We start from the raw sequence: 23,819 nt of genomic DNA on the forward strand, positions 1-23,819 counted from the left end.
GCCCCAAGACGGAGCGGAACCGGGCGGCCAACGCGGGCGGCGTCAGTCCTTGCGCCGCCCCTCGACATGCTTGCGCAACCGCGAGGCCTGGGGCCGCTTGCGCCCCTTATAGGGGTTGGCATCCCCCTGCCCGCGCAGATGCAGCCGGATCGGCGTGCCGGGCATGTCGAAATCCTCCCGCAGCCCGTTCACGAGATAGCGGGTATAAGCCTCCGGCACCGCCTCGGGATGGGAGCACATGACGACGAAGCCCGGCGGGCGCGTCTTGGCCTGTGTCATGTAGCGCAGCTTGATGCGGCGGCCCTGGGGCGCGGGGGGCGGGTGCTGCTCCAGCATGCCGGTCAGCCAGCGGTTCAGCGTCGCGGTCGGCACCCGGCGGTTCCAGACTTCATGCGCCCGCAGGATCGCGGCATGGAGCCGGTCCAGCCCCCGCCCCGTCCGGGCCGAGACCGTGATCAGCGGCGCGCCGCGTAACTGCGGCAGCAGCCGGTCGAACGCCTCCTTGAGCCCGGCCAGCTTCGCCTGCCGGTCCTCCTCCAAATCCCATTTGTTGACGGCGACGACCACGGCCCGCCCCTCGCGCGCGGCGAGATCGGCGATGCGCAGGTCCTGCTGCTCGAAGGGAATCGCGGCATCCAGCAGCACAACGACCACCTCGGCGAACTTGACCGCCCGCAGCCCGTCCGAGACCGAGAGCTTCTCCAGCTTCTCGGTGATCTTGGCTCGCTTCCGCATGCCGGCCGTGTCGAAGATGCGGGTGGGGGTTCCGTCCCAATCCACGGCGAGCGAGATCGAATCGCGGGTGATGCCCGCCTCCGGCCCGGTCAGGAGCCGGTCCTCGCCAAGGATACGGTTGATCAGGGTCGACTTTCCCGCATTGGGCCGCCCGACCACCGCGATCTTGAGCGGGCGCTTGGGCGTCGGCGCCCAGTCGGCCTCCATGTCGTCCTCGTCGATCTCGACCTCGGCCTCGGCCTCCTCGGTCTCGACATGGGCCTCGACATGGGGGCGCAAGGCCTGGGCCAGATCGGCCATCCCCTCGCCATGCTCGGCCGACAAGCCGATCACGTCGCCCAGGCCTAGGGAATAGGCCTCGAACATGCCGGCCTCGCCCAGCCGCCCCTCGGCCTTGTTGGCGGCCAGCAGGACGGGCCGCCCCGACCGGCGCAGGATGTCGGCGAAGACCTGATCGGCCGGCGTCACGCCGACGCGCGCGTCGATCACGAAGAGCGCGGCATCGGCCATCTCCACCGCCCGCTCGGTCAGCCGCCGCATGCGTCCTTGAAGCGAATCGTCCGTGGCCTCCTCCAGCCCGGCCGTGTCGATCACGGTGAACTTGAGATCGCCCAGCCGCGCCTGCCCCTCGCGCAGGTCTCGTGTCACGCCGGGCTGGTCGTCGACCAGGGCCAGACGCTTACCCACGAGGCGGTTGAACAGGGTAGACTTGCCCACATTGGGCCGGCCGACGATGGCGAGGGTGAACATGGCACATGCTCCGGGGAGTGAAGCCGGGCGTGTAGCGCGAAGGCCGCCCCGGGGGAAGCCTCAGCGGAAGGCGTGCAGTTCTCCGTTCCGCCCGACCACATAAAGCGCATCGCCCAGAGCGATCGGACGGGAGGCGGCGCCGCCGGGCACCTCTGCCTGCGCGGCGAGCTCTCCGGTCTCGGGATCGAAGCCGCGGAGCGCCCCGTCCGACGACGCGACCCAGAGCCGCCCGCCAGCGAGCACGGGGCCGTAATGCACGAACACGCCCTCCCGCCGCCGCAGCCGGATCGAGCGGTAGAACGGCAGGTCGGTGCGCCAGATGACTTCGCCCGTCTCGGCCTGGAGGCGGACCAGCTGCGCCCGATCCGTCACCGCGAAGATCGACCCGCCCGCGGCCACGACGGGGCTGACCGCGCCGTCATCGGCGGTCCAGCGGCGCAGGCCCGAGGCCCGCTCCAACGCGACGAGCCGGCCCGAGGTGGTGCCCGCATAGACCGAGCCGTCCGCCACCACGGGATCGCCGGTAATGTCGCCCACGAAGCCCGAGGCCACGCCCCGCCGCTGCCCCGCGACCGAGCTGCCCCAGACCCGGATGCCGGACTGCCGCAGCGCCGCGATCACCTCGCCCGAGGCGAAGGGGAAGATCACCAGCCGGTCGGTGAGCGCGGGGGCGGGCGCGGTGGCCATCGCCGCCTCGGAGGGTCCGGCCGGAATGTCCCAGCGGATGCGGCCGGTATCGGCCTCGATCGCCCAGGCCCGGTTGTCGCGGCTGACGACATAGACCAGCCCGCCCGCCACCTTGGGCGTGGTCAGCGGCGCGTCGAGCTCCTGCACCCAGCGGCGCTCTCCAGTGGCGGCGTCCAGCGCGTGAAGCTCGCCGAAGCCCGTCGTGGCATAAAGCGTGCCATCGACCGCCGCGAGTCCTCCGCCCGCGGCATCGCTCGCGTTTTCGGTGACGGGCACCAGGGCGCGGGACCAGACCCGCTCCCCGGCGAGGGTCGTCGCCGCCACGCCCGACTGCGCGTCCATCGTGAAGATGCGTGATCCGTCCGAGACGGGATCCGCGGCGATCCGCAAACGTCTGCTGTCCCCCGCGCCAATATCGGCTGTCCAGACGCGGCCGGGCTCGGCGGCGAGGGTCGCGTGCGGCGGATCGTTCGCGGCATTGCCCACGCGCATCGGCCAGGCGTCCAGCCGCTGGGGCGGAGCGAGGGTCAGGGGGACGAGCTCGGAAGAGACATCCTGCGCGGCCTCGGCCAGCACGCTCCCGACCTCGCCGGGACGGACGGCAAGCCGCTCTCCGGGCAGGATCTCCTCCTTCTCGGCGCAAGCCGCGAGAGCGAGCGCGGCCGTGGCGAGAAGGAAGCCTGTCCTGAGCGTCATATCGTCTGTTCCGTTCCTGCGCGGGGTGCCGATGGCAAGGCCGATCAGGCCGGATCGGGCGAGGCGCCCAGGGCCACGATGGTCTCGGCGGCCCGCCGACGCAAGTCCGCTGTGGCCGTCGCGTCCTCGGTCAGCGCCCGCAGCAGCGTCACCGCGGTCGCCATGTCGCCCGCCGCCATGGCCTGCACCGCCTGCTGCTCGATCGCGAGCGGGCGGAAGGGAGCGCCCGGCAGGGCCAGCGTCTCCAGAATGGCGGCGTCCTGTGCGGCATCGCCGGTGCCGCCGAGCATGATCGCCTTGAGGTTGGCGATATCCCGGTAGAGCGGTGCGAGACCGGGCGTCTCGGCCAGTTGCAGCAGGCGCGCGCGGGCCGCGGCCGGATCGCCGCCCTCGCCGTTGTTCAGCGCCGTGGCATTAAGAAGCGCCAGGATCGCCTGCTGCTCCTCCCGCGCGGGTTCCACCGCGGCGATGGCGTCCCGGCGGGCGGCGATGTCCTCGCCCCCCAGCGCGGTGATGAGCGCGTCGCCGAAGGCCTGGGCCTGCGATTGCGCGCTGGCCTTCTGCCATTCGTTCCAGGCGGCGCCGCCGACGATCACGACGACGACCGCCAGCGCGACGGGGCCCCACCGCTTCATCAGGGCCATGGTCCGGTCGCGGCGGACCTCCTCGGTCACCTCTTCGATGAAACTCTCGGGGTTGGACATGAACGCCTCCACAGGTGTCGCAGGCTGTCTAACGGCTTCGGGCAACAGGGCCAAGGTGCAACGATTCTGCAACTCGGCCCTGCGTCTTCGTGAAGTCTAGCCACTTGCAAGGCTGGGCCGCGACGCGTAGCACGAAAATAAATCTGAACCGAACGGTTTAGCGTAATGCGTGCGACTCGCCCCTGGGGGCGATAGCCGATCGAGGTCCGTGATGCGTTTCTTTCCCCTGCTGACGGCCGCGCTGGTCTGTGTGGCACTGTTCTTTCTCGTCTTGCAGCGAGAGACCCTGTTGGACTTCGCCCGGTCGCTTGGCGGGGGCGCGCCGGTCGAAGAGGTGGCCGAGACTGGCGAGACGGCCGAGACCGGTCCCGTCGCCATCGCCACGGTCGAGGCGGCGCAGGCCGATGAGACCGTGCATGTGATCGCACTGCGCTCCGAGGCGCGCGAGGTGCCGGACGCGGTGATGGTGCGCGGCCAGTCCGAAGCCGCGCGCGAGGTCGAGGTGCGGGCGGAGACGACGGGGATCGTGATCTCCGAGCCGTTGCGCAAGGGTCGGTTCGTCGAGGCGGGCCAGTTGCTTTGCGAGATCGATCCGGGCTCGCGCGCGGCTACCCTTGCCGAGGCCGAGGCGCGCCTCGCCGCCGCCCGGGCCGCCGTGCCCGAAGCCCAGGCCCGCGTTCCCGAGGCCCAGGCCCGCGTCGCCGAAGCCGAGGCGCGGCTGGAAGAGGCCCGAATCAACCAGAACGCCGCGTCCCGCCTGTCCGAAGGCGGCTTCGCCTCCGAGACGCGCGTCGCCAATGCCGCCGCCGCCTTGCGCGCCGCCGAGGCCGCGCTGACCGCCGCCGCGACCGGCTTGGAGACGGTCCAGGCCGGGATCGAAGCCGCCAGCGCCAATGTCCAGACCGCCGAGGCCGGCGTCGAGCGAGCCAGCCAGGATATCGACAAGCTGTCCATCGAGGCGCCCTTCTCGGGCCTTCTGGAGACGGACACGGCCGAACTCGGCGCCTTGCTCCAGCCCGGCTCCCCCTGCGCGACGGTGATCCAGCTCGATCCGATGAAGCTGGTCGGCTTCCTGCCCGAGGCGCAGGTGGACCGGGTCGAGGTCGGCGCGCGCGCGGGCGCGCGGCTGGCCTCGGGCGGCGATGTGGCGGGCGAGGTCACGTTTCTCAGCCGCTCCGCCGACGACATGACCCGCACCTTTCGCGTCGAGGTCACCGTGCCCAACCCGAACCTCGCCATCCGCGACGGCCAGACCGCCGAGATCCTGATCGAGACGGAGGCCAGTCGCGCCCATCTCGTGCCTGCCTCGGCGCTGACGCTGAACGATTCGGGCACGCTGGGCCTGCGCATCGTCGGTGAAGACGGGATCGTCGGCTTCGCCCCGGCGACCATCGTGCGCGACACGCAGGATGGCGTGCTGCTCAGCGGCCTGCCCGAGAGGGTCGACGTCATCGTGGTCGGCCAGGAATACGTGACCGAAGGCGTGCCCGTGCGCGCCACCTTTGAGCCCCTCGGCGCGCTGCGCGAGACGGCGGAGGCGACTCAATGACCGGCATCATCGATTGGGCGGCGGGCCGGGCCCGCATGGTTCTGGCCTTCGTGGTGCTGTCCATCGTGGCAGGCACCGTGGCCTATGTCTCGCTCCCCAAGGAGGGCGAGCCGGATATCGACATCCCCGGCATCTTCATCACCGTGCCCTTCCCCGGGATCAGCGCGGTCGATGCGGAAAAGCTGCTGATCAAGCCGATGGAGACCGAGCTCAAGGAGGTCGACGGGCTCAAGACCATGACCGCCACCGCCGCCGAGGGCGCGGCGCTGATGTTCCTGGAGTTCGAGTTCGGCTGGGACAAGTCCGCCACCATCGCCGATGTCCGCGACAAGATGAACAACGCCGAGGCGCAGTTTCCCGACGGCGCGGACCAATACGTGATCGACGAGATCAACTTTTCGGAATTCCCGATCCTGATCATCTCGCTCTCGGGCCAGGCGCCCGAGCGCACGCTGCTGCGTCTCGCCAACGACATGCAGACCCGGCTGGAGGGGATGCCCGCCATCCTGGAGGCCGGGCTCGCCGGCCATCGCGACGAGATGCTGGAGGTGCTGATCGACCCGCTCGCGCTGGAGGCCTACAACGTCACGGCGGGCGAGTTGATCAACGTCGTCGCCAACAACAACCTGCTGGTGGCGGCGGGCGAGGCGCGCAGCGCGACAGGCTCCTTCGCGGTCAAGCTGCCCTCGTCCTTCGACAAGCCCCAGGATGTCTACGACCTGCCGGTCAAGACCGATGGCGACCGGATCATCACGCTGGGCGATCTGGCGACGATCAATCTGACCTTCCAGGACCGCGAGGGCACGGCGCGCTACAACGGGGACACCACGGTCGCGTTGCAGGTGGTCAAGCGGAAGGGCTTCAACATCATCGAGACCGCCGCCGAGGTCCGCGCCGAGGTCGAGCGGGAGGTCGCCGCCTGGCCCGACGAACTGCAACAGGCCGTCCATGTCGAGGTGACGATGGACCAGTCGCGCACCGTCCGCTCCATGGTGTCGCAGCTGGAAGGCTCGGTCCTGACCGCCATCGCGCTCGTGATGATCGTCGTGCTTGCGACGCTCGGCACCCGCTCGGCGCTGCTGGTGGGCTTCGCGATCCCGACCTCGTTCCTGCTGGCCTTCGCGATCATGGGCGCGGCGGGGCTGACGATCTCGAACATCGTGATGTTCGGCCTGATCCTCGCCGTGGGGATGCTGGTCGATGGCGCCATCGTCGTCACCGAATATGCCGACAAGCGTATCTCCGAAGGCGCGGGCCCGATGGACGCCTATACCAAGGCGGCCAAGCGGATGTTCTGGCCGGTCGTCTCATCCACGGCGACCACGCTCTGCGCCTTCCTGCCGATGCTCTTCTGGCCCGGCGTGCCGGGCGAGTTCATGGGGATGCTGCCCGTCACCCTGATCTTCGTTCTGTCGGCCTCGCTGGTGGTGGCGCTGGTCTACCTGCCGGTGCTGGGCGGCGTCTTCGGCCGCGTCTCCCGCCGGATCGAGCGTGTGTCGAACGCGCTGCGCCGGACCCTGCCTTGGGTGCTGCGCGTGACGCTCACGGCGGGCGTGGCCTGGATCATGGCCGTGGCGATCCTACAGACGCTCAACCCGCAGCTGCTGCTCCCCGAGACGGAGCCCGGCTCCGTCACCGCCGCGATCCCCGGCGCGCTGGCCTTTCTCGCAAGCTGCCTCGTGCTTTCGGCTCTGCTGGGTTCGATCACCTGGCAACGGCGGCCGCGGCGGGTGCAGGCGGGCTATCGCCGCTCTCTCTTCGGCCATGTCGTGAACCTGATCGTCGGCAATCCGATCGGGCCAGTGGTCGCCATCGCGTCGGTCGGCGCGGTGGTGGTGTCGGTATTCATGTATTTCGGCACCCACAACAACGGCGTGGAGTTCTTCGTCGAAAGCGAGCTGGAGCAGGCCAATGTCTATGTCCGCGCCCGCGGCAACCTCTCGCTGGAGGAGCAGGACGCGCTGCTGCGCCGCGCCGAGCGGATCGTTCTGGAGACGCCCGGCATCCAGTCCGCCTTCGCCTTCGCGGGCGACGGGGGGCTCAACACCGGCGGCCCGGGCGGCGGCGGCGGGCCCTCGGACACGATCGGTCAGATCCAGATCGAGATGGTCCCGTGGGAGGACCGCCCCACCATCCCCGAACCGTGGTTCGATATCTTGGGCTTCACGGTCCACACCCAGGTCGTGGACCCGGCTTATGACGGCGACGCAATCGCCGACGCTCTGCTGGCCCGCCTGCGGGAACTGCCGGGCGTCAAGATCGACCTGTCGGCCAACAATCGCGGCCCGGCCCAGGGCAAGCCCGTCCATCTGCGCCTCAAGGGCGAGAACTGGGAGGAGTTGCAGCAGGCGACCCGCGGCATGGTCGAGGTCTTCGGCGACACGCCGGGGCTGATCGACATCGAGGACACGCTCCCCCTGCCCGGTATCGACTGGGAGATCGACGTCGACGTCGAGAAGGCCGGCCGCTTCGGTGCCGACGTGGCCACCGTGGGCGCGATGGTGCAGCTGGTGACGCGGGGCATCCTGCTCGACACGATGCGCGTGCCCTCCTCGGACGAGGAGATCGACATCCGCGTCCGCCTGCCCGAAGAGGACCGGGTGCTCTCGACGCTCGACACGCTCAAGGTCCGCACCGCCGACGGGCTCGTCCCCCTCGCCAACTTCATCACGCGCCGCCCCGTACCCCAGCTGGCCCAGATCGACCGGGCCGACGGAGAGCGCTATTTCGACATCAAGGCGGACGTGGCCCCGGACCTCGTGGCCGTGACCCTCGACGAGGCGCCGCTGGGCGTCTTGCGCGAATTGCCCGAGGGCGCGGAGGCCCCCCTCACCGCCCCTGACGGCAAAGTCTACCGGATCGTCGCGGCCGAGGCCCCCCAGACCCTGACCGAGGCCGTGCGGGCCGGAGACGCCACGATCCTGCCCGTGACCGCCAGTGAACGGATCTCGGTGCTGACCGACGCGCTCGAGTCCGGCAAGCTGCTGCCCGCCTCCGTCGCCTGGGAATGGACCGGCGACCAGGAAGAGCAGGCCGAATCGGGCGCCTTCCTGATGAAGGCCTTCGCCGGCGCGCTGGGGCTGATGTTCATCATCCTGCTGGCTCAGTTCAATTCGATCTACAACTCGGTGCTGGTCCTGATCGCGGTGGTGCTGTCCACCACCGGCGTACTGGTGGGGATGCTGGTCATGGACCAGGCCTTCTCGATCATCATGACCGGGACCGGCATCGTCGCCCTGGCCGGGATCGTGGTGAACAACAACATCGTGCTGATCGACACCTACCAGGAGTATTCCCGCTACATGCCGCGGATCGAGGCGATCACCCGCACCGCCGAGGACCGCATCCGCCCCGTGCTGCTGACGACGCTGACGACGATGGCGGGCCTTGCGCCGATGATGTTCGGATTGTCTGTGGACTTCATCGGCGGCGGCTACTCCATCGGCTCGCCCACGGCGCTGTGGTGGATCCAGCTGGCCACGGCGGTGGTCTGGGGCCTGGGCGTGGCCACGGTGCTGACGCTGCTCTTCACGCCAGCGATGCTGGCCGCGCGCGTCTGGGTCGTGACCTATGCGTTGGCGCTGTCGCGGCTGGTGGGGCGGATGGGCTTTGGCCGGGCCAGCCGCGCGGGCCGCGACTGGGCGCTGCGCCGCAAGGCGCGGCGGGTCGAGGCGCCGATCCTGCTCTGGGCGGACGAGGACGAGGTGGACGCCGCCGCGCCGGGCCCGCAGCCGAAGCTCCCCTACCCGCCGCTTCGCGCCGCGGAATGACCCGAGGCCCCGTCCCCTGCGCCCGGACGGGGCGCGGGGGACGGGACTATTGCCCCCCCGCATGCTAGGCCCATCCGCCGCACGCGCGCCCTGGCCCAGCCTCGCCACCTCTGGACTGACGTGGCGGCATCCCGGTCAACTCGTGCCGCATCGTCCCCGCGCGCCGATGCGGCGCGCCTCGTGGCGCTCGTGGCCGCTCAGCAACGATTGGCGTCTCCTCACCCGAGACGCCCGGAAAGGGGGCAATCCGCGAATTCCGGATCGACCAAAGGCGCGCCCCCAATCCTAATTTTCTTTCTTTCTGAGCCAGATCGCACTTTTTCTGCGTCTGCATCATTGACCGTTCTGCGCCGCAGCTTAGAACTAGTCACATCGAAGCGACGGACCTCTCCTCCTCCCTGGTCGCGCCGCTTCGCGGAAGTCCGCGGTCTCGCCCTCCTCCTCCTCCCTGGGCGAGACCGCAACTTCCTAAGCCTTCATCTTTACAATCGGTTGGACCCACTAGCGCGTTGGGCTGGTATGACGCAGAAGCCCAAGCCGCCCGCTCGTCCCAGTCCTGGCCGCCCCAAGCCGAAGCCGGTGCGCTTCAGCGATTGGGCCGCGATCTAGGGCTGGACGAAATCGCGCGGGCCGGGGCCTAATCGGGCCATGCCGTCCCGCACGCCGATAACCGCCCTGCCCGGCCTGGGCCCCGCCTTCGAGGCGGAATGCCGCCGCGCGGGGATCGACTCGGCCGAGGCGCTTCGGGCGCTGGGCACCGACGCCGCCTATGCGCGGCTGCTGGCCGCCGGGACGCGGCCGCATTTCATCGGCTTCTACGTGATCGAGATGGCGCTCCAGGGCCGCCCTTGGAACGATTGTCACGGCGAAGAGAAGGCCGCCCTGCGCCGCCGCTTCGACGCGCTGAAAGCCGCGGGTCCGAGCGCGACGGAGGACGCGGCTTTCGAGGCGATGATGGATGCAATCGGGGTGATCGACCCCGCCCGTCAGCGCGACGTGTAGATCACACCCTTCAGGCGGCGCGGCGAGTCGTTCGTCCAGATCGCCTGGGACTGGTAGTCCCCTTGCAAGGTGCGGGGCCCGCGATGCGGGTTGAGCCGCCCGTCGTCCCAGGCCGTCCTGTAGCCGCGCGGCGGCGTGCTGACATCGAAGGTGGTGCGGGCGGCGGGGACGACGACGACCTGCGGCCGCTCCGCGATTTCGGCGGGCAGGCGCGTCACGATCTCGCCGCCGGGTCGCCCGCAGTCACCGACGCAGTCGCGCGGGGCCGGCGCGGCGATCCCGGCGACCCCCACCGCGCGATTGGGAGAGGGCGTCTCCGCGTCGATCCGAACGGCACCGGCCGGGGGTGTGAAGCGGGTCACGACCTGCTCATTGGCGCGGAGCGGGCGGGAGGCGGTGAAGTACCGTTGCGTCTCAGCAGGCGCGACCGTCACGGCGGCCGCCGTCAGAGCCGGAGTGGAGGCCGAGGTCAGCGCCTCCGTGCAGCCGGGGATATAGCGCGCCGATAGAGCCGAGGCACCGCAGCCGGGCGGGAGGTTGGCGGCCTGCATCGGCATCGCGGCCTGGGGCGCAGGCTGCGCCATGGCGGCCGGCCGGGTCATGGGGGCGGCCCGCATCGGCGCCGGAGCGGCGGTGCGGAGCGGTTGCGACGCCGGAGCCATGGGCGCGGGACGCGCGGCCTCGATCTCGCGCGGCGCGGCGGGCGCCGGCGTGCGGCGGATCACCGGCGCGGTGGCCCGCACCGGCGGCGTGGCCGCGCTTGGCCGCGCCCCGCAGACAGGCGTGCGGTCGCGATTCACGCGCGGCACCCAGCGGGTGTTGCCGTCGATCCCGGTGCGGATGAAAACGCAGCCCGTGCTGTCGACGAACTGATCGCCGCGGAACGTCTCCGGAGGCGTCTCGGCCGGCCCGGCGAATTGCGCCAGGGCGGGTCCGGCCCACAAGCTTCCCCCGAGCAGAAGGCAGACCCCCAGGCGGCGTGCGGCACGAATCATGGCGAAAGTCTCCCAAGGGCGGCGGCTCCTAGGCGGAAATGTGGCGCGGACGAGGCGCCGGGTCCAGCGCCTCCCTCCGAGACAGATTGTTTACTTCGTTCCGTACATCCGGTCGCCCGCGTCCCCCAATCCGGGCATGATGTAGCCTTTTTCGTTAAGCTTTTCGTCCACGGCGGCGGTCACGATGGGCACGTCCGGGTGCGCCTCCTTCATGCGCGCGATCCCTTCGGGGGCCGCCAGCAGACAGAGGAACCGGATGTTCTTGGCCCCCGCCTCCTTGAGCTTGGTGACGGCCGCGGCGGAGGAATTGCCCGTGGCGAGCATCGGATCGACGGTGATGACCAGGCGCTCGCCCAGAAGTTCCGGCACCTTGAAGTAGTATTCCACCGGCTGCAGCGTCTTCTCGTCGCGGTAGAGTCCGATGAAGCCCACACGGGCGGACGGCACGAGTTCCAGGATGCCGTCCAACAGCCCATTGCCCGCCCGCAGGATCGACACGAGGGCGAGTTTCCGCCCGGCCAGCACAGGCGCATCCATCGGCGCGAGCGGCGTCTCGATCCGTTTTTGCTCCATCGGCAATTCGCGCGTGACCTCATAGGCCAGCAGCTGGCTGATCTCGCGCAGGAGTTGGCGGAAAACGGCCGTGGGCGTCTCCGCTTCGCGCATCAGCGTCAGTTTGTGCTGGACCAGCGGATGAGTGACGACGGTGAGATGATCCATGATGGGTGCTCCATTCGGGGCGGTCCGCCCGGTGTCGAGGCCGGGACCGGGGGCCAGCCCCCGGACCCCCGGGATATTTATACAGGGAAGAAAGACAGAGGTGTCGAGGTCGGTTGAGGTGAGGTCAGGCGTCCAGGCGATCGAGCAGGCGTTGGCGGGTGGTGGCATCGCAAAACGCGGCCTGAGCGGCGGTGCGGGCGATGTCGGCGAAGAGGCTCTCGTCCCAGTCGAAGGCGGCGTTGAGCGCGGCGTATTCCGCCTCCATCGTGGTATGGAAGAAGGGCGGGTCGTCGGTGGAGACCGTCAGCGCCACGCCTCGGGCGCGCAGGCGCTCGATCGGGTGCCGGCGGATATCCGGGTAGAGCCCGAGCACGACATTGGAGCCGGGACAGACCTCCAGCACGATCCCGTCCTCGGCCAACCGGTCGACCAGGGCGTCATCCTCGATGGCGCGCACGCCATGACCGATGCGAGTGACGCGCAGGTCGTCCAGCGCCTGGCGGACACTTTCGGGCCCGCCGAACTCGCCCGCATGGGTGGTCAGGCCGAGCCCCGCCTCGCGGGCGCAATCGAAGGCCCAGGCGAAATCGCCCTGACTGCCGATCGCCTCGTTGCCGCCCATGCCGAATCCGGTGACGAAATCGCCCGCGGTCTCGGCCGCGCAGAGCGCTGTCTGCCGCGCGCTGTCGGGGCCAAAATGGCGGATGCAGGTAACGATGCCGCGCATCTCGACCTCGGGCACCTCGGCGGCCCCCTCCCGGATGGCGGCGAGGTAGTCGCGCCAAGCCGCGAGGTCGCGGCCGCCGCAGAAATCGGGGCTGAGGAAGGCCTCGGTGTAGATCACGCCGTTCTCGGCCGATTGCTCCAGCACGGCGCGGGTGAGACGGCGGTAGTCGTCGGGGGTCTGCAGAACTTCGGTCGCGGCCTCGTAGACCTGCAGGAAATGGCCGAAATCCCGGAAGGCGTAGTGGCCTCTGGCGTCGAAGACGCCTGTGAGGTCGATCTTCTTCTCAGCGGCGAGGCCGCGGATGAAGGCGGGGGGCGCGGCGCCTTCCAGATGCAGGTGAAGCTCGATCTTGGGGGTCACAGGGCGCTCCTTCCGGGGCCGACCGGCGGCACGCCCAGATGGGCGCAGACCGTGGCGGCGATATCGGCGAAGGCCATCTCGCCCCATTCGCCCGTGGCGCCCGCCGCGACCACGGGCACCCGCTCCCGCGTGTGGTCGGTGCCGCGCCAGGTCGGGTCGTTGCCGTGATCGGCGGTGAAGATCATCAGGTCGCCGGGGCGGAGCGCGTCGAGGATGGGCGGCAGGCAGGCGTCGAACCATTCCAGGTGCCCGGCATAGCCCAGCACATCGCGGCGGTGACCGTAAAGGCTGTCGAACTCGACGAAATTGGCGAAGGTCAGGGAGCCGTCGGGCGCGTCGCGCACCGCGTCCTCCAGGTGGCGCATCAGAGCCGCGTCGGGCCCCTTCGCCACGCTGTCGATGCCCCGCATCGAGAAGATGTCACCGATCTTGCCGATGGCGTGGACCTTCCGCCCAGCCCCTTGCACCGCATCGCAAAGCGTCGGCGCGGGCGGCATGATAGCGAAATCCTTGCGGTTGGCGGTGCGGTGCCAAGGCCCCTCCCCGACGAAGGGCCGCGCGATCACGCGACCCACGCGCATCTCGTGCAGGGTGGGCGCGAGCGCGGCGCAGAGGGCGTAGAGGCGGTCCAGGCCGAAATGCTCCTCATGGGCGGCGATCTGGAAGACGCTGTCGACGGAGGTGTAGCAGATCGGCCAGCCGGTGCGGATATGGGCCTCGGCCTCCTCCTCGATTATGTTCGTCCCCGAGGCATGGCGGTTGCCGAGGATGCCGGCGGTGCCCGCGTGCTTTTCGACCAGCGCCACGATCTCGGGCGGGAAGCAGGGCTTGGTGTCCGGGAAATAGTGCCAGTCCCAGGGGACGGGCAGGCCCGCCAACTCCCAATGGCCCGAGGGCGTGTCCTTGCCGGGGCTGACCTCGGTCGCCGCCCCCCAGGCGCCGGTGGGCACGGCGTCCAGTCCCGGCGTCTCGGCCCCCGAGGCGAGGCGCACGGCGGCGCCGAGGCCCAGACCGTCGAGCACGGGCATGGCCAGCGGCGCGCCGCGCAGGCCCGGCAGCGCCTGGGCGATATGGCCCAGCGTGTTGGCGCCCGCATCCCCGAACGCGGCCGCGTCCGGCGCGCCCCCGGCTCCGACCGAATCCATGACCACGAGAAAAGCGCGGCTCATCTGAGCGTCTCCCGGATCAGCGGCGGCGGGGTGACGGCGCCGGGCGCGAAGCCGATGGCCGCCGCTACGCGGGCGGCGGCGCGCTCCGCAGACTCGCCGTCGGCAGCATGGACCCGGGCCAGCGGCTGGCCCTCGCCCACCACCGAGCCCAGCGACACGATATGGCTGATGCCGACGGTCGGGTCGATGCGGTCGTCCTCCCGCAGGCGGCCACCGCCGAGCTCCACCACGGTCTCGCCCAGAGCTCGGGTGTCGATGCGGGCAACGACGCCCGGCCGGTCGGCGCGCAGCTCGGCTACGACGGGCGCGGCGGGCAGCCGGTCGCGCCAGCGCTCGGGGAAGTCGCCGGGTCCGCCTTGGGCCTTGACCATCCGCCCGAAGACCTCGGCCGCCTCACCCGAGGCCAGCGCGCGCGAGATGCGCTCCGCCCCGTCCTCCGCGTCCTGGGCCAGCCCGCCCAGCGCCAGCAACTCGCCGCCCAGCACCTGGGTCAGCGTCACCAGCCGCAGCGCGTCGCGCGCGCCGGGCTCCGTGAGGGCCTCCATGGCCGAGATCACCTCCAGGGCGTTGCCCGCGGAAGTGGCGGCAGGCTGGCTCATGTCGGTCAGCACGGCCGAGGTCATCACGCCATTCGCTTGTGCCGTCTCCACCAGGGCGGCGGCCAGCGCGCGCGCCGCCGTCTCCTCCGTCATGAAGGCGCCGGAGCCAGTCTTGACGTCCAGCACCAGCGCCTCGGGCCCCTCGGCAAGTTTCTTGGAGAGGATGGAGGCGACGATCAGATCCAGGCTCTCGACGGTGCCGGTCACGTCGCGCACGGCATAAAGGCGCCGGTCGGCGGGCGCGATATCGGCGCTGGCGCCGACAATGGCGCAGCCGACGCGCGCGACGACGGATTGCAGCTCATCCACCTGCATCTCGGTCCGGAAACCGGGGATCGCGGCCAGCTTGTCCAGCGTCCCGCCGGTATGGCCCAGCCCGCGGCCGGAGATCATCGGCACATAGGCCCCGCAGGCCGCGAGCGCGGGCGCAAGCACCAGCGACACGCAATCGCCCACACCGCCGGTCGAGTGCTTGTCCACCACGGGCCCGTCGAGATCCCAATGCAGCACCTCGCCCCCGTCCCGCATCGCGCGCGTCAGCGCGGCACGGTCCGGCGGGGCGAGCGGTGTGTGGCAGACGCCCATGGCGAAAGCCCCCGCCTGCGCGTCCGAGACGGAGCCATCGGCGAGGCCCTCGGCGAACTCCGTCAGCGCCCGCGCCCCCGGTGCCTCGCCCCGGCGCAACTGCAAGAGTGTGTCGCGCGCGCTCACGCCATATGGCCCGCGTCGAAGGCGCCCGGCAGCAGCTCCGCCACCGTGGTGCGGCGCTCCGCCCCTTCTACCGTGGCCAGTGTCACCGGCACGTCGCCCGCGCCGAACTCCGCGAGTTTCTGGCGGCAGCCGCCGCAGGGGGGCACGGGGCTCGGCGAGGCGGCGACGACATAGACCTCGGCCAGCTCGCGCGCGCCCGCCGCGCACATGGCGGCGATCGCTCCGGCTTCGGCGCAGGTGCCTTCGGGATAGGCGACATTCTCCACGTTGCAGCCCGCATAAACCGCGCCGTCCCGCGTGCGGAGCGCCGCGCCGACCTTGAAGCCGGAATAGGGCGCATGGGCATTCTCGCGCACGGCGAGCGCGGCATCGCGTAAAGGATTGGGCATGACGGCCTCCGGGGCTTGGGTCGTGTCCGTGCTAGTCCCGCCGGGCGGGACCGGCAAGGCCCGCGCCTCGCGCATCGGTGAACCGGCTTGATTGGCGTTGCGGGGTCGGGTCGGGCAGAGCGCCCGTCAAAAGGAGATCTCCCATGGACATCACCCGACGCGCGCTTTTCCTCGGCGGCTTCGTCGCGCTCGCCGGCGGCGCCCTCGCCGCCGGGGCCGTTCTGCGCCCCCGACAACTGGCCCCCGCACGGGTCTATAGCGAGCGAGGCCTCGCCATCCGCGGCACCGACCCCGTGGCCTATTTCACCGAAGGCCGCCCCCGGGCGGGCGATCCCTCGATCACCCATTTGTGGACCGGCGCGACCTGGGCCTTCGTGACCGCCGAAAACCGCGACCGTTTCGCCGCCGAGCCCACCGCCTACGCCCCGCAATATGGCGGGTTCTGCGCTTGGGCTGTGGCGGCCAAGGGCCAGCTCTTCTCCACGCAGCCCGAGAACTGGGCGATCGTGGACGGCAAGCTCTACCTGAACTTCAACGACGACGTGCAAGCGACCTGGGATGCGGACCGCGCGGGTTTCATCTCCCTGGGCGACATGCGTTGGCCGGAGATCGTCGCGGAGACCTGACGCGCGAGGCCTGGCCCCACGGCCCGGAGAAATGCGCCGTGGCAGCGCAAAGACCGATCCGCCCTTTGGCGATATGTCTCGTCGCACCTGTCAATGCGCCCCGCAACGCCTTCAGAACGGCGCGCAAGCCACGGCAGTCATGCCTATCGCCGGCCCTCTGTCAGCCTGTCGTAATCGGGGATGGTGCCTTGACCCGTATGGCGGCGAACGGCGTCCCTGCCCTGCCCAGCAAGTCCGTCAGCATCTTCGCCCGGCTCGCCCCTGCCCTGCCCGCGTGAGCCAGTCCTGACGCATGTAACCCGACGGGCGCACACCAATATGGACCTGCGGCAAGAGCCGATCCGGGCACGCCACCCACGGTCCGATCCAAATTCCCCCATCACGGGTTCGCAAATACTCCGGGGGGATTTTCAAGGGGCCCCGAAGGCCCCTTGAAGCAGGGGGTGCGGGGGACGGAAGTCCCCCGCTTTCCCCATCACAACATCAGCTGATAGCTCTCCGGGATCCAGCGGAACCCGTCGCCATTCGCCTCGACATAGCCCATCGCCGGAAACGGCATGTGGTAGCCCAGCATCGGGATCCGCTCCGCGGCGACCATGCCCAGCACCCGGCGGCGGGTGGCGGCAGCGGCCTCCTTGTCCATATCGAAGCGCACCTCCCAATCGGGATGGGCCAGCGACCAGACATAGTGGTTGGTCATGTCCGCCGTGATCAGCAGCGACTTGTCGCCCGAAGACAGCATGTAGCCCATATGGCCCGGCGTATGTCCGGACATGTCCATGGCGGTGATGCCCGGCGCGATCTCTTCGCCATCGCCGACGAAGCTCATCTTCTCGGCCAGAGGTTGGACATTGCCGGTGAAGCCGTCATTCGGGTTGGCGGCCCAGTGGTCGTATTCTGCCTGGCCGGTGACGTAGACGGCGTTGGCGAAGGTCGGCGTGCCCTCGTTCATCAGACCGCCGATATGGTCGCCATGCATATGAGTGATAACCACATGCGTCACGTCGCCCGGCGCGATGCCGGCCTGCTCCAGCGCGGCGGTGATGCCGCCGGCGTTCAGGCCGGTGTCGAACAGGATCGTGTTTTCGCCGGACTGCACGACCGTGGGCGTGAAGAAGAAGGTCGCGGCATCGGTCGGGATGAAGGCGTTGCGGGACGCTTCGGCGAAGGCCTCCGCCGAGACGTTCATGCCGAACGTGCCCTGCATGTCGCCCTCGCGCACGGCCGAGCCGGCCAGAAGCGCGGTCGCGGTCATATCCCCCAGCGCGATGCCGCGCGCCTTGGGCTGGACGGGCCCGGAGGCGTGCCCGCCGGCGCGGGCCACGGAGGCGGGAACGAGGGTCGCGGCGGGAAGCATGGCTCCGGCGGCCAGAGCCGCGCGGCGGGTCAGAGTCGGCATGTGACATCTCCGTGAAGTGGTCAGATGCGGGGCAAGTAGTCCGCCCATGCCGCTCGCCCAGATCAACTTCTCGCGAGGCGCGGCACTGGACACCCCCCCGCCCCGGTGGCAAAGCCGCGCCCAAAGGAGCCCCGAGATGTCCGACACCGTCACCCGCTTCGCCCCCTCGCCCACGGGGCACCTGCATGTGGGCAACCTGCGCACGGCGCTGCTCAACTGGATGATCGCCCGCAAGGCCGGCGGCACCTTCATCCTGCGCCTCGACGACACCGACCCGGAGCGGTCGACCGAGGCCTTCGCCGACGCGATCCGCGAGGATCTGGAATGGCTCGGCCTGACCTGGGACCGGGAGGAGCGGCAATCGGCCCGGCTCGACCGCTATGCCGCCGCCGCCGACGAGATGCGCGCCCAGGGCCGCCTCTACGAAGCGTTCGAGACCCCGACCGAGCTGGACCTCAAGCGCAAGAAGCAGCTCAACATGGGCAAGCCGCCGGTCTATGACCGCGCCGCCCTGGCGCTCTCGGACGAGGAAAAGGACCGGCTGCGCGCCGAGCGCGGCGGCCATTGGCGCTTCAAGCTGGATCAGGAGCGGATCGAGTGGGCGGACGGAATCCTCGGTCCCCTCTCGATCGACGCGGCCTCGGTGTCCGACCCGGTGCTGATCCGGGGCGACGGCCAGGTGCTCTATACGCTCGCGAGCGTCGTGGACGACACCGAGATGGGCGTGACCCATGTCGTGCGCGGCTCGGATCATGTGACCAACACCGCGACCCAGATCCAGATCATGGCGGCGCTGGGCCACGCCCATCCGCGTTTCGCGCATCATTCGCTGCTGACCGGGCCGCAGGGTGAGGCGCTGTCGAAACGGCTCGGCACGCTGTCTTTGCGCGACCTGCGCGCGCAGGGGGTGGAGCCGATGGCGCTGCTCTCGCTGATGGCGCGGCTGGGCTCGACCCATCCGATCGAGGTTCGCGACACGCCCGAGGACCTGGCGGCGGGCTTCGACCTGAGCCAGTTCGGCGTCGCCCCGACCAAGTTCAACCCGGCCGATCTGTGGCCGCTGACCGCCACCGTCCTGCAGCGCACCCCCTATGCTGCCGTCGCGGCGGAGATCGCCGCGCTGGGCGTCCCCGACGCCGATGCGGAACGGTTCTGGACGGTCGTGCGCGACAACATCTCCAGCCGCGCCGAGATGGCGGGCTGGTGGAAGGTGATGTCCGAGGGCGCGCAGCCCGAGATCGCCGCCGAGGACGCGGAATTCGTGCGCAGCGCGCTGGCGCTGCTGCCCGACGGGCCCTGGACCGATGCGACCTGGGGCGAATGGACGGCGGCGGTCAAGCAGGCGACGGGCCGCAAGGGCGCGGGGCTGTTCAAGCCGCTGCGCCTTGCGATGACCGGATCGCACCAGGGGCCGGACATGGCCTCGCTCATGCCGCTGCTGCGCGCGCGGCCCAAGCTCTAGGTCCGGGTGGCTGGACCGCCGCGCGCGGTCCGGCGGCGCCTCGGGCCAGTTCGTGCGCTCCCGAACGGTCACCCTTGCGTGACGCGGCATCCACCGCCCTTGCCCGACGAGGGGATGGCGGCGCAGATGAGGGCCAACCGAAAGGACCCCCGGATGCCGACCGAACGCTTTACCTTCACGGGCCATGATGGCGGCCAACTGGCCGCGCGGCTCGACCTGCCCGACGGACACATCTCCGCGACCGCGCTGCTGGCGCACTGCTTCACCTGCGGCAAGGACATCCCCGCCGCCCGCCGGATCGCCGCCCGCCTCGCCGCCATGGGGATCGCGGTGCTGCGCTTCGACTTCACCGGGCTGGGCCATTCGGAGGGGGAGTTCGAGAACACCTCCTTCACCTCCAATGTGGCCGACCTGAAGGCCGCCGCGGCGGCCCTGGCCGGGCGCGGCTTGGCCCCGCAGATCCTCATCGGCCACTCGCTGGGCGGCGCGGCCGTCCTGCGCGCCGCGCCCGAGATCGACAGCCTGAAGGCGGTCGTCACCATCGGCGCGCCCTTCGACCCCGCCCATGTCACGCATAATTTCGGCGGCGCGCTCGAGGAAATCGCGGAGAAGGGGGCGGCCGAGGTCAAGCTGGGCGGGCGCATCCTGCGCATCGGGCGGAGCTTCGTCGAGGACGTGTCCGATCAGCGTCTCGCGCCGGCCATCGCGGGCCTGGGCCGCGCGCTGCTCGTCCTGCACGCGCCGCGCGACGAGGTGGTCGGCATCGAGAACGCCACGCAGATCTTCACCGCCGCCAAGCATCCCAAGAGCTTCGTCACCCTCGACGATGCCGACCATCTGATCACCCGCGCCGCCGATGCCGACTACGCCGCCGACGTGATCGGCGCCTGGGTGACGCGCTACGTGAAGATCACGCGCCCCGCCCCGCCCATCGGCGCGCCCGAAGGCGTCACCCGCGTCTCCGAGACCGATCCGAACGGCTTCGCGCAGGATGTGGTGGCGGGCGGCGTCCACCATGCCAAGGCAGACGAGCCGGCCGCCTATGGCGGCACCAATCTCGGCATGACGCCCTACCAGTTCCTCGCGGCCTCCCTGGGCGCCTGCACCTCGATGACCCTGCGCATGTATGCGCGACGCAAGAACTGGCCCCTGCGCCATGTTTCGGTCGACGTCTCCCACGACCGGATGCATGCGCAGGACGCCCCGTCGGCCTCGGAGCGGATCGACCGTTTCCGCCGGCGGATCTCGCTGCTGGGGCCGCTCGACGAGGCGCAGCGCGCGCGTCTGCTGGAGATCGCCGACCGCTGTCCGGTGCACCGCACCCTGGAGACGGGTGCCCATGTCGAGACCGAGTTGGTCGCCCCCGAACCGCAGCCGGCCTAGGGCAGTGCCCGAAGCGCCGCGCGGAGCTCGCCCAACCGGCCCAGGCAGACCTTTGCGGCGATCCCGCTAGCGGTGACGTCCCGGGCGCGGCTGAGGTCCAGGAGACGCGCGGAGGCCTCCTGGAGGGGGATCGCGCCAATCGTTCCCCCGAGCGACAGCAGGACATGACTCTGGGCGTGCATCCCGTCGAGATCACCGGCCGTCAGCGCTTGGCCCAGGGCGGTATCGGCGGCATCCAGGTCATCGATCAGCCGGGCGAAGAGCGTCGTCCCCTCCTCCCCCGCGAGGCCCATCAGCTCGGTCAGCAGCTCGCGATTGAACGGCGGCGCCATTGCGGGCGTCCAATCGGACAAGTCCGGCGCACCAGAAAGAAAACCGGCGAGCACGCGGCCGAAAACGTCGAGTTCGGGTAACGGCTTGGCCAAGATTCCATCGGCGCCCGCGTCGCGAATCTCGTCCTCGACCTGGGATCCGGGATGCGCCGTCATCGCGATAATCCGCATCGGCGGCGCGATCCCGCGGTCCTGCCGTCTCCTCACCGAACGAATGACGTCCAATCCGCCCAGCCGCGGCATTTCCAGATCGATCAGGGCCAAGTCGAAGCGCTCCCGCGAGAACAGATTGAGCGCGTCGATCCCATCGCGTGCGCCTTCGCACTCCATGCCCAACCGCGCGAGCATCGCCGCCGTCAGCGTCCGCGTCGTGCCGCTGTCATCCGCGACCAGAACGCGCCGGCCGGTGAGATCGACGGCGCCGCCGCCCTGTTCCGGGGCCTTCCAGACATGCGCAGGAATGGTCACCACCACCTGCGCCCCGCCATCGGGCAGGTTCCGAAGCGTCATCTCGCCGGACAGCTCCGCGACATGGAAGCGGGCGATCCGCAGCCCCATGCCGGCGCCGTCCGGCTCACTGGCCCCGGTCGGGGCCCCAGGGGCGCCGCGCGAGAGAACCTCAGGCGGAAATCCGGGGCCGTCATCGCAGACCGAGATCGACAGGCTGCCATCCTCCGCGGCCTCCGCCCGCAGCTCGACCGAGCCGCCATCGGCATAGCGCATGGCATTGCCCATGAGGTTCGCCACGATCCGTCTGAGCCTGAGCCCGTCCAGCCGGACGAGATTGGGCAAACCGGGGCCGCGGATCAGCTTGACCTCCGTTTCGATCGGCCGGCCAACGGCCTGCCAGCGGCGCAGTTCATCGAGCAGGAAGCGGTCGAGCTCCAACGCCCCGAACGCTTCCAGCGGCCGGGGGGCATCGCCCAGCAGTTCTTCGACCAGGCGCGCTATCAATTCGGCGGCGACGCGCACGCGGGTGCATTGCTCACGCGCCGGGGCGGGCAGCGACGCCGTGTCGACCAGACGCAAGCCGCCGATCACATCGGCGACGGCGGCGCGAATATCATGGGCCAGGAAGTCACGTCGGCCGGACGAGTCTTCCGGGCGCCCCATCTGTCAGTCCCTGGCCGGATAGCCGAGCGAGGCGGCCGCCGTCTCGATCTCGGCCATGATCCCTGGATCGTCGATGGTTGCAGGCATCTTCCACTCCGCTCCGTCGGCGATCTGGGCCATGACCTTACGCAGGATCTTTCCCGACCGGGTCTTGGGCAGCCGGTCCACGACCACGGCCAGCTTGAAGGCCGCGACGGGGCCGATCTTTTCGCGCACCAGGGCCACGGCCTCCCGCGCGATCTCCTCGTGGGGCCGGTCGACGCCTGCGGTGAGGCACAAGAACCCCATCGGCAACTGTCCCTTGAGCGGATCGGCCACGCCGATGACGGCGCATTCGGCGACATCCGGGTGGCTGGCCAGAACCTCTTCCATGGCGCCGGTCGACAGGCGATGGCCCGCCACGTTGATGACGTCATCGGTGCGGGCCATGATCCAGAGATAGCCGTCCTCGTCCAGCATCCCGGCATCGCCGGTCTCGTAATAGCCGGGGAAGGTCTCCAGGTAGGACTTCTTAAACCGCGCCTCGGCCTGCCACAGGCCCGGCAGCGTGCCGGGGGGCAGCGGCAGCTTGACCGCGATGGCGCCCAGCGTCCCCGGCGCGACCGGGTGGCCGCCATCGTCCAGTACTTGCACGTCGTAGCCCGGCATCGGCACGGAGGGAGAGCCCAGCTTGCCCGGCAGATGCTCCAGCCCGATCGGGTTGGCGGCGATCGCCCAGCCGGTCTCGGTCTGCCACCAATGGTCGATGACGGGCACGCCGGCGACGCGGCCGATCCACTCCACGGTATCGGGGTCGGCTCGCTCCCCGGCGAGGAAGATGGCCCGCAGATTGGAGATGTCGTGCCCCTCCATCTGCAGCGCCTTCGGATCCTCCCGCTTGACCGCCCGGAAGGCGGTGGGGGCGGTGAAGAAAACCCGCACGTCATGGTCGGCGATCACCCGCCAGAAGGCGGAGGCGTCGGGCGTGCCGACCGGCTTGCCCTCGTAGACGATGGTGGTGCAGCCATGGATGAGCGGCGCGTAGCAGATGTAGCTGTGCCCCACGACCCAGCCCACATCCGACGCGGCCCAATAGGCTTCGCCCGGCCGGACGCCGTAGACATTGGTCATCGACCAGTCCAGCGCCACCAGATGCCCGCCGGTGGCGCGGACCACGCCTTTGGGCGCGCCGGTCGTGCCGGAGGTGTAGAGGATATAGGCCGGATGGTCGCCGTGCACGGGGACGCAAGCATGCGGCTCGGCCGCCGCGACCGCCTCGGCCCAATCGACGTCGCGCGGGCCCAGCGGCGCGTCGATCCCGTCCCGGGCGAGGACTATGCAGACATCCGGCTTGTGGCTGGCGAGGTCGATGGCCGCGTCCAGCAGCGGCTTGTAGGGCACCACGCGGGAGGGCTCGATCCCGCCGGCACCGGCCAGCACGGCCTTGGGCTTGGCGTCGTCGATGCGCACCGCCAATTCGGCGGCGGCGAACCCGCCGAACACCACGGAATGGATTGCTCCGATGCGCGCGCAGGCTAGCATCGCCTCCAGCGCCTCCGGCACCATGGGCATGTAGATCACGACCCGGTCGCCCACCGTGACGCCCCGCGCGGCCAAAGCCCCCGCGAGACGCGCCACCCGGTCCTGAAGCTCGCCATAGGTGATGCGCGTGATTGAGCCGGTGACGGGGCTGTCATGAACGATGGCGATCCTGTCGCCATGGCCGGCAGCGACGTGACGATCAATCGCGTTGTGACAGGCGTTCACCATCCCGTCGGCGAACCACTCGGGCACCGGCCCGCCTTGGTCGTGCAGTGCCTTCGACGGGGGCGTGTCCCAGTCGATGGCTTGTGCCGCCTCCATCCAGAACCCCTCGGGATCGGTCTTCGCCCGGTCCCATTCCGACTGCCAGCCCATCGTCGCCCCTCCGTCGCGTGCTCAGGCAACATCTAGGCCCGCGCC

18 protein-coding genes are annotated in these 23,819 nt (G+C 70.2%); 6 read left to right on the top strand and 12 right to left on the bottom strand.

From position 1 onward, the window contains the following. Positions 1-42: 42 nt before the first annotated feature. The 3 genes from der to DTQ71_RS06755 are packed head-to-tail and all read right to left on the bottom strand — an operon-like array spanning position 43 to position 3,572. On the bottom strand, positions 43-1,485 hold the full coding sequence (der, locus tag DTQ71_RS06745) for a ribosome biogenesis GTPase Der (RefSeq protein ID WP_109563507.1): 1,443 nt from the start codon (positions 1,483-1,485) through the stop codon (positions 43-45). Between the two features lie 60 nt (positions 1,486-1,545). After that, complete coding sequence (locus DTQ71_RS06750) at positions 1,546-2,868, bottom strand: outer membrane protein assembly factor BamB family protein (RefSeq protein WP_109563508.1); 1,323 nt, start codon at positions 2,866-2,868, stop codon at positions 1,546-1,548. 44 nt (positions 2,869-2,912) lie between these two features. Next, the gene (locus DTQ71_RS06755; protein ID WP_109563509.1) at positions 2,913-3,572 is read right to left on the bottom strand and encodes a hypothetical protein; all 660 of its coding nucleotides are present in this window, start codon (positions 3,570-3,572) and stop codon (positions 2,913-2,915) included. 211 nt (positions 3,573-3,783) lie between these two features. Here DTQ71_RS06755 and DTQ71_RS06760 point away from each other — a divergent pair, with 211 nt between their 5' ends. The 3 genes from DTQ71_RS06760 (at position 3,784) to DTQ71_RS06770 (ending at position 9,893) form a co-directional block, all read left to right on the top strand. Then, complete coding sequence (locus DTQ71_RS06760) at positions 3,784-5,121, top strand: efflux RND transporter periplasmic adaptor subunit (RefSeq protein ID WP_109563510.1); 1,338 nt, start codon at positions 3,784-3,786, stop codon at positions 5,119-5,121. Further along, the gene (locus DTQ71_RS06765) at positions 5,118-8,891 is read left to right on the top strand and encodes an efflux RND transporter permease subunit (protein WP_109563511.1); all 3,774 of its coding nucleotides are present in this window, start codon (positions 5,118-5,120) and stop codon (positions 8,889-8,891) included. Before DTQ71_RS06760 ends, DTQ71_RS06765 begins: the two co-directional genes overlap by 4 nt. Positions 8,892-9,539: 648 nt before the next feature. Further along, on the top strand, positions 9,540-9,893 hold the full coding sequence (locus DTQ71_RS06770; protein WP_109563512.1) for a TfoX/Sxy family DNA transformation protein: 354 nt from the start codon (positions 9,540-9,542) through the stop codon (positions 9,891-9,893). Here DTQ71_RS06770 and DTQ71_RS06775 read toward each other — a convergent pair. The 6 genes from DTQ71_RS06775 to DTQ71_RS06800 form a co-directional block, all read right to left on the bottom strand. Then, entirely contained in the window at positions 9,878-10,888 is a 1,011-nt protein-coding gene (locus DTQ71_RS06775) for a hypothetical protein (RefSeq protein ID WP_109563513.1), read from the bottom strand. The two genes, DTQ71_RS06770 and DTQ71_RS06775, sit on opposite strands and share 16 nt — an antisense overlap. A 90-nt stretch (positions 10,889-10,978) precedes the next feature. Next, complete coding sequence (upp, locus tag DTQ71_RS06780) at positions 10,979-11,611, bottom strand: uracil phosphoribosyltransferase (protein ID WP_109563775.1); 633 nt, start codon at positions 11,609-11,611, stop codon at positions 10,979-10,981. A 121-nt stretch (positions 11,612-11,732) separates the two neighbouring features. Beyond that, positions 11,733-12,695: an adenosine deaminase gene (locus tag DTQ71_RS06785; RefSeq protein ID WP_245947290.1), complete on the bottom strand. Its 963-nt coding sequence runs from the start codon at positions 12,693-12,695 to the stop codon at positions 11,733-11,735. Further along, positions 12,692-13,864 (bottom strand): phosphopentomutase, encoded by a 1,173-nt coding sequence (locus DTQ71_RS06790; RefSeq protein ID WP_109563515.1) that lies wholly within the window; start codon positions 13,862-13,864, stop codon positions 12,692-12,694. Before DTQ71_RS06790 ends, DTQ71_RS06785 begins: the two co-directional genes overlap by 4 nt. Continuing rightward, a complete protein-coding gene (locus DTQ71_RS06795; protein WP_109563516.1) occupies positions 13,861-15,174 on the bottom strand; it encodes a thymidine phosphorylase in 1,314 nt (437 codons plus the stop codon). Before DTQ71_RS06795 ends, DTQ71_RS06790 begins: the two co-directional genes overlap by 4 nt. Beyond that, positions 15,171-15,638, bottom strand: a complete 468-nt coding sequence (locus DTQ71_RS06800; RefSeq protein WP_484131333.1) for a cytidine deaminase — start codon at positions 15,636-15,638, stop codon at positions 15,171-15,173. The genes DTQ71_RS06795 and DTQ71_RS06800 overlap by 4 nt, the downstream gene beginning before the upstream one ends. Before the next feature lie 68 nt (positions 15,639-15,706). Between DTQ71_RS06800 and DTQ71_RS06805 the strand changes: the two genes are divergently transcribed. Next, on the top strand, positions 15,707-16,189 hold the full coding sequence (locus DTQ71_RS06805) for a YHS domain-containing (seleno)protein (RefSeq protein ID WP_109563518.1): 483 nt from the start codon (positions 15,707-15,709) through the stop codon (positions 16,187-16,189). A 475-nt stretch (positions 16,190-16,664) separates the two neighbouring features. Here DTQ71_RS06805 and DTQ71_RS06810 read toward each other — a convergent pair whose 3' ends face one another. Then, positions 16,665-17,588, bottom strand: a complete 924-nt coding sequence (locus tag DTQ71_RS06810) for an MBL fold metallo-hydrolase (RefSeq protein ID WP_109563519.1) — start codon at positions 17,586-17,588, stop codon at positions 16,665-16,667. Positions 17,589-17,724: 136 nt separating this feature from the next. Between DTQ71_RS06810 and gltX the strand changes: the two genes are divergently transcribed. Together gltX and DTQ71_RS06820 are read left to right on the top strand one after the other, a co-directional pair. Beyond that, positions 17,725-19,050 carry a glutamate--tRNA ligase gene (gltX, locus tag DTQ71_RS06815; protein ID WP_109563520.1) on the top strand — a complete coding sequence of 442 codons (1,326 nt, stop codon included), beginning with the start codon at positions 17,725-17,727 and terminating at the stop codon, positions 19,048-19,050. A 153-nt stretch (positions 19,051-19,203) separates the two neighbouring features. After that, on the top strand, positions 19,204-20,433 hold the full coding sequence (locus DTQ71_RS06820) for a bifunctional alpha/beta hydrolase/OsmC family protein (RefSeq protein WP_109563776.1): 1,230 nt from the start codon (positions 19,204-19,206) through the stop codon (positions 20,431-20,433). Here DTQ71_RS06820 and DTQ71_RS06825 read toward each other — a convergent pair. After that, positions 20,430-21,878, bottom strand: a complete 1,449-nt coding sequence (locus DTQ71_RS06825; RefSeq protein WP_109563521.1) for a response regulator — start codon at positions 21,876-21,878, stop codon at positions 20,430-20,432. The genes DTQ71_RS06820 and DTQ71_RS06825 overlap by 4 nt on opposite strands. A gap of 3 nt (positions 21,879-21,881) precedes the next feature. Further along, positions 21,882-23,774 carry an AMP-binding protein gene (locus tag DTQ71_RS06830; RefSeq protein ID WP_109563522.1) on the bottom strand — a complete coding sequence of 631 codons (1,893 nt, stop codon included), beginning with the start codon at positions 23,772-23,774 and terminating at the stop codon, positions 21,882-21,884. Positions 23,775-23,819: the final 45 nt, after the last annotated feature.

The organism is Jannaschia seohaensis (assembly GCF_900116765.1).
Lineage (GTDB): Bacteria > Pseudomonadota > Alphaproteobacteria > Rhodobacterales > Rhodobacteraceae > Jannaschia > Jannaschia seohaensis.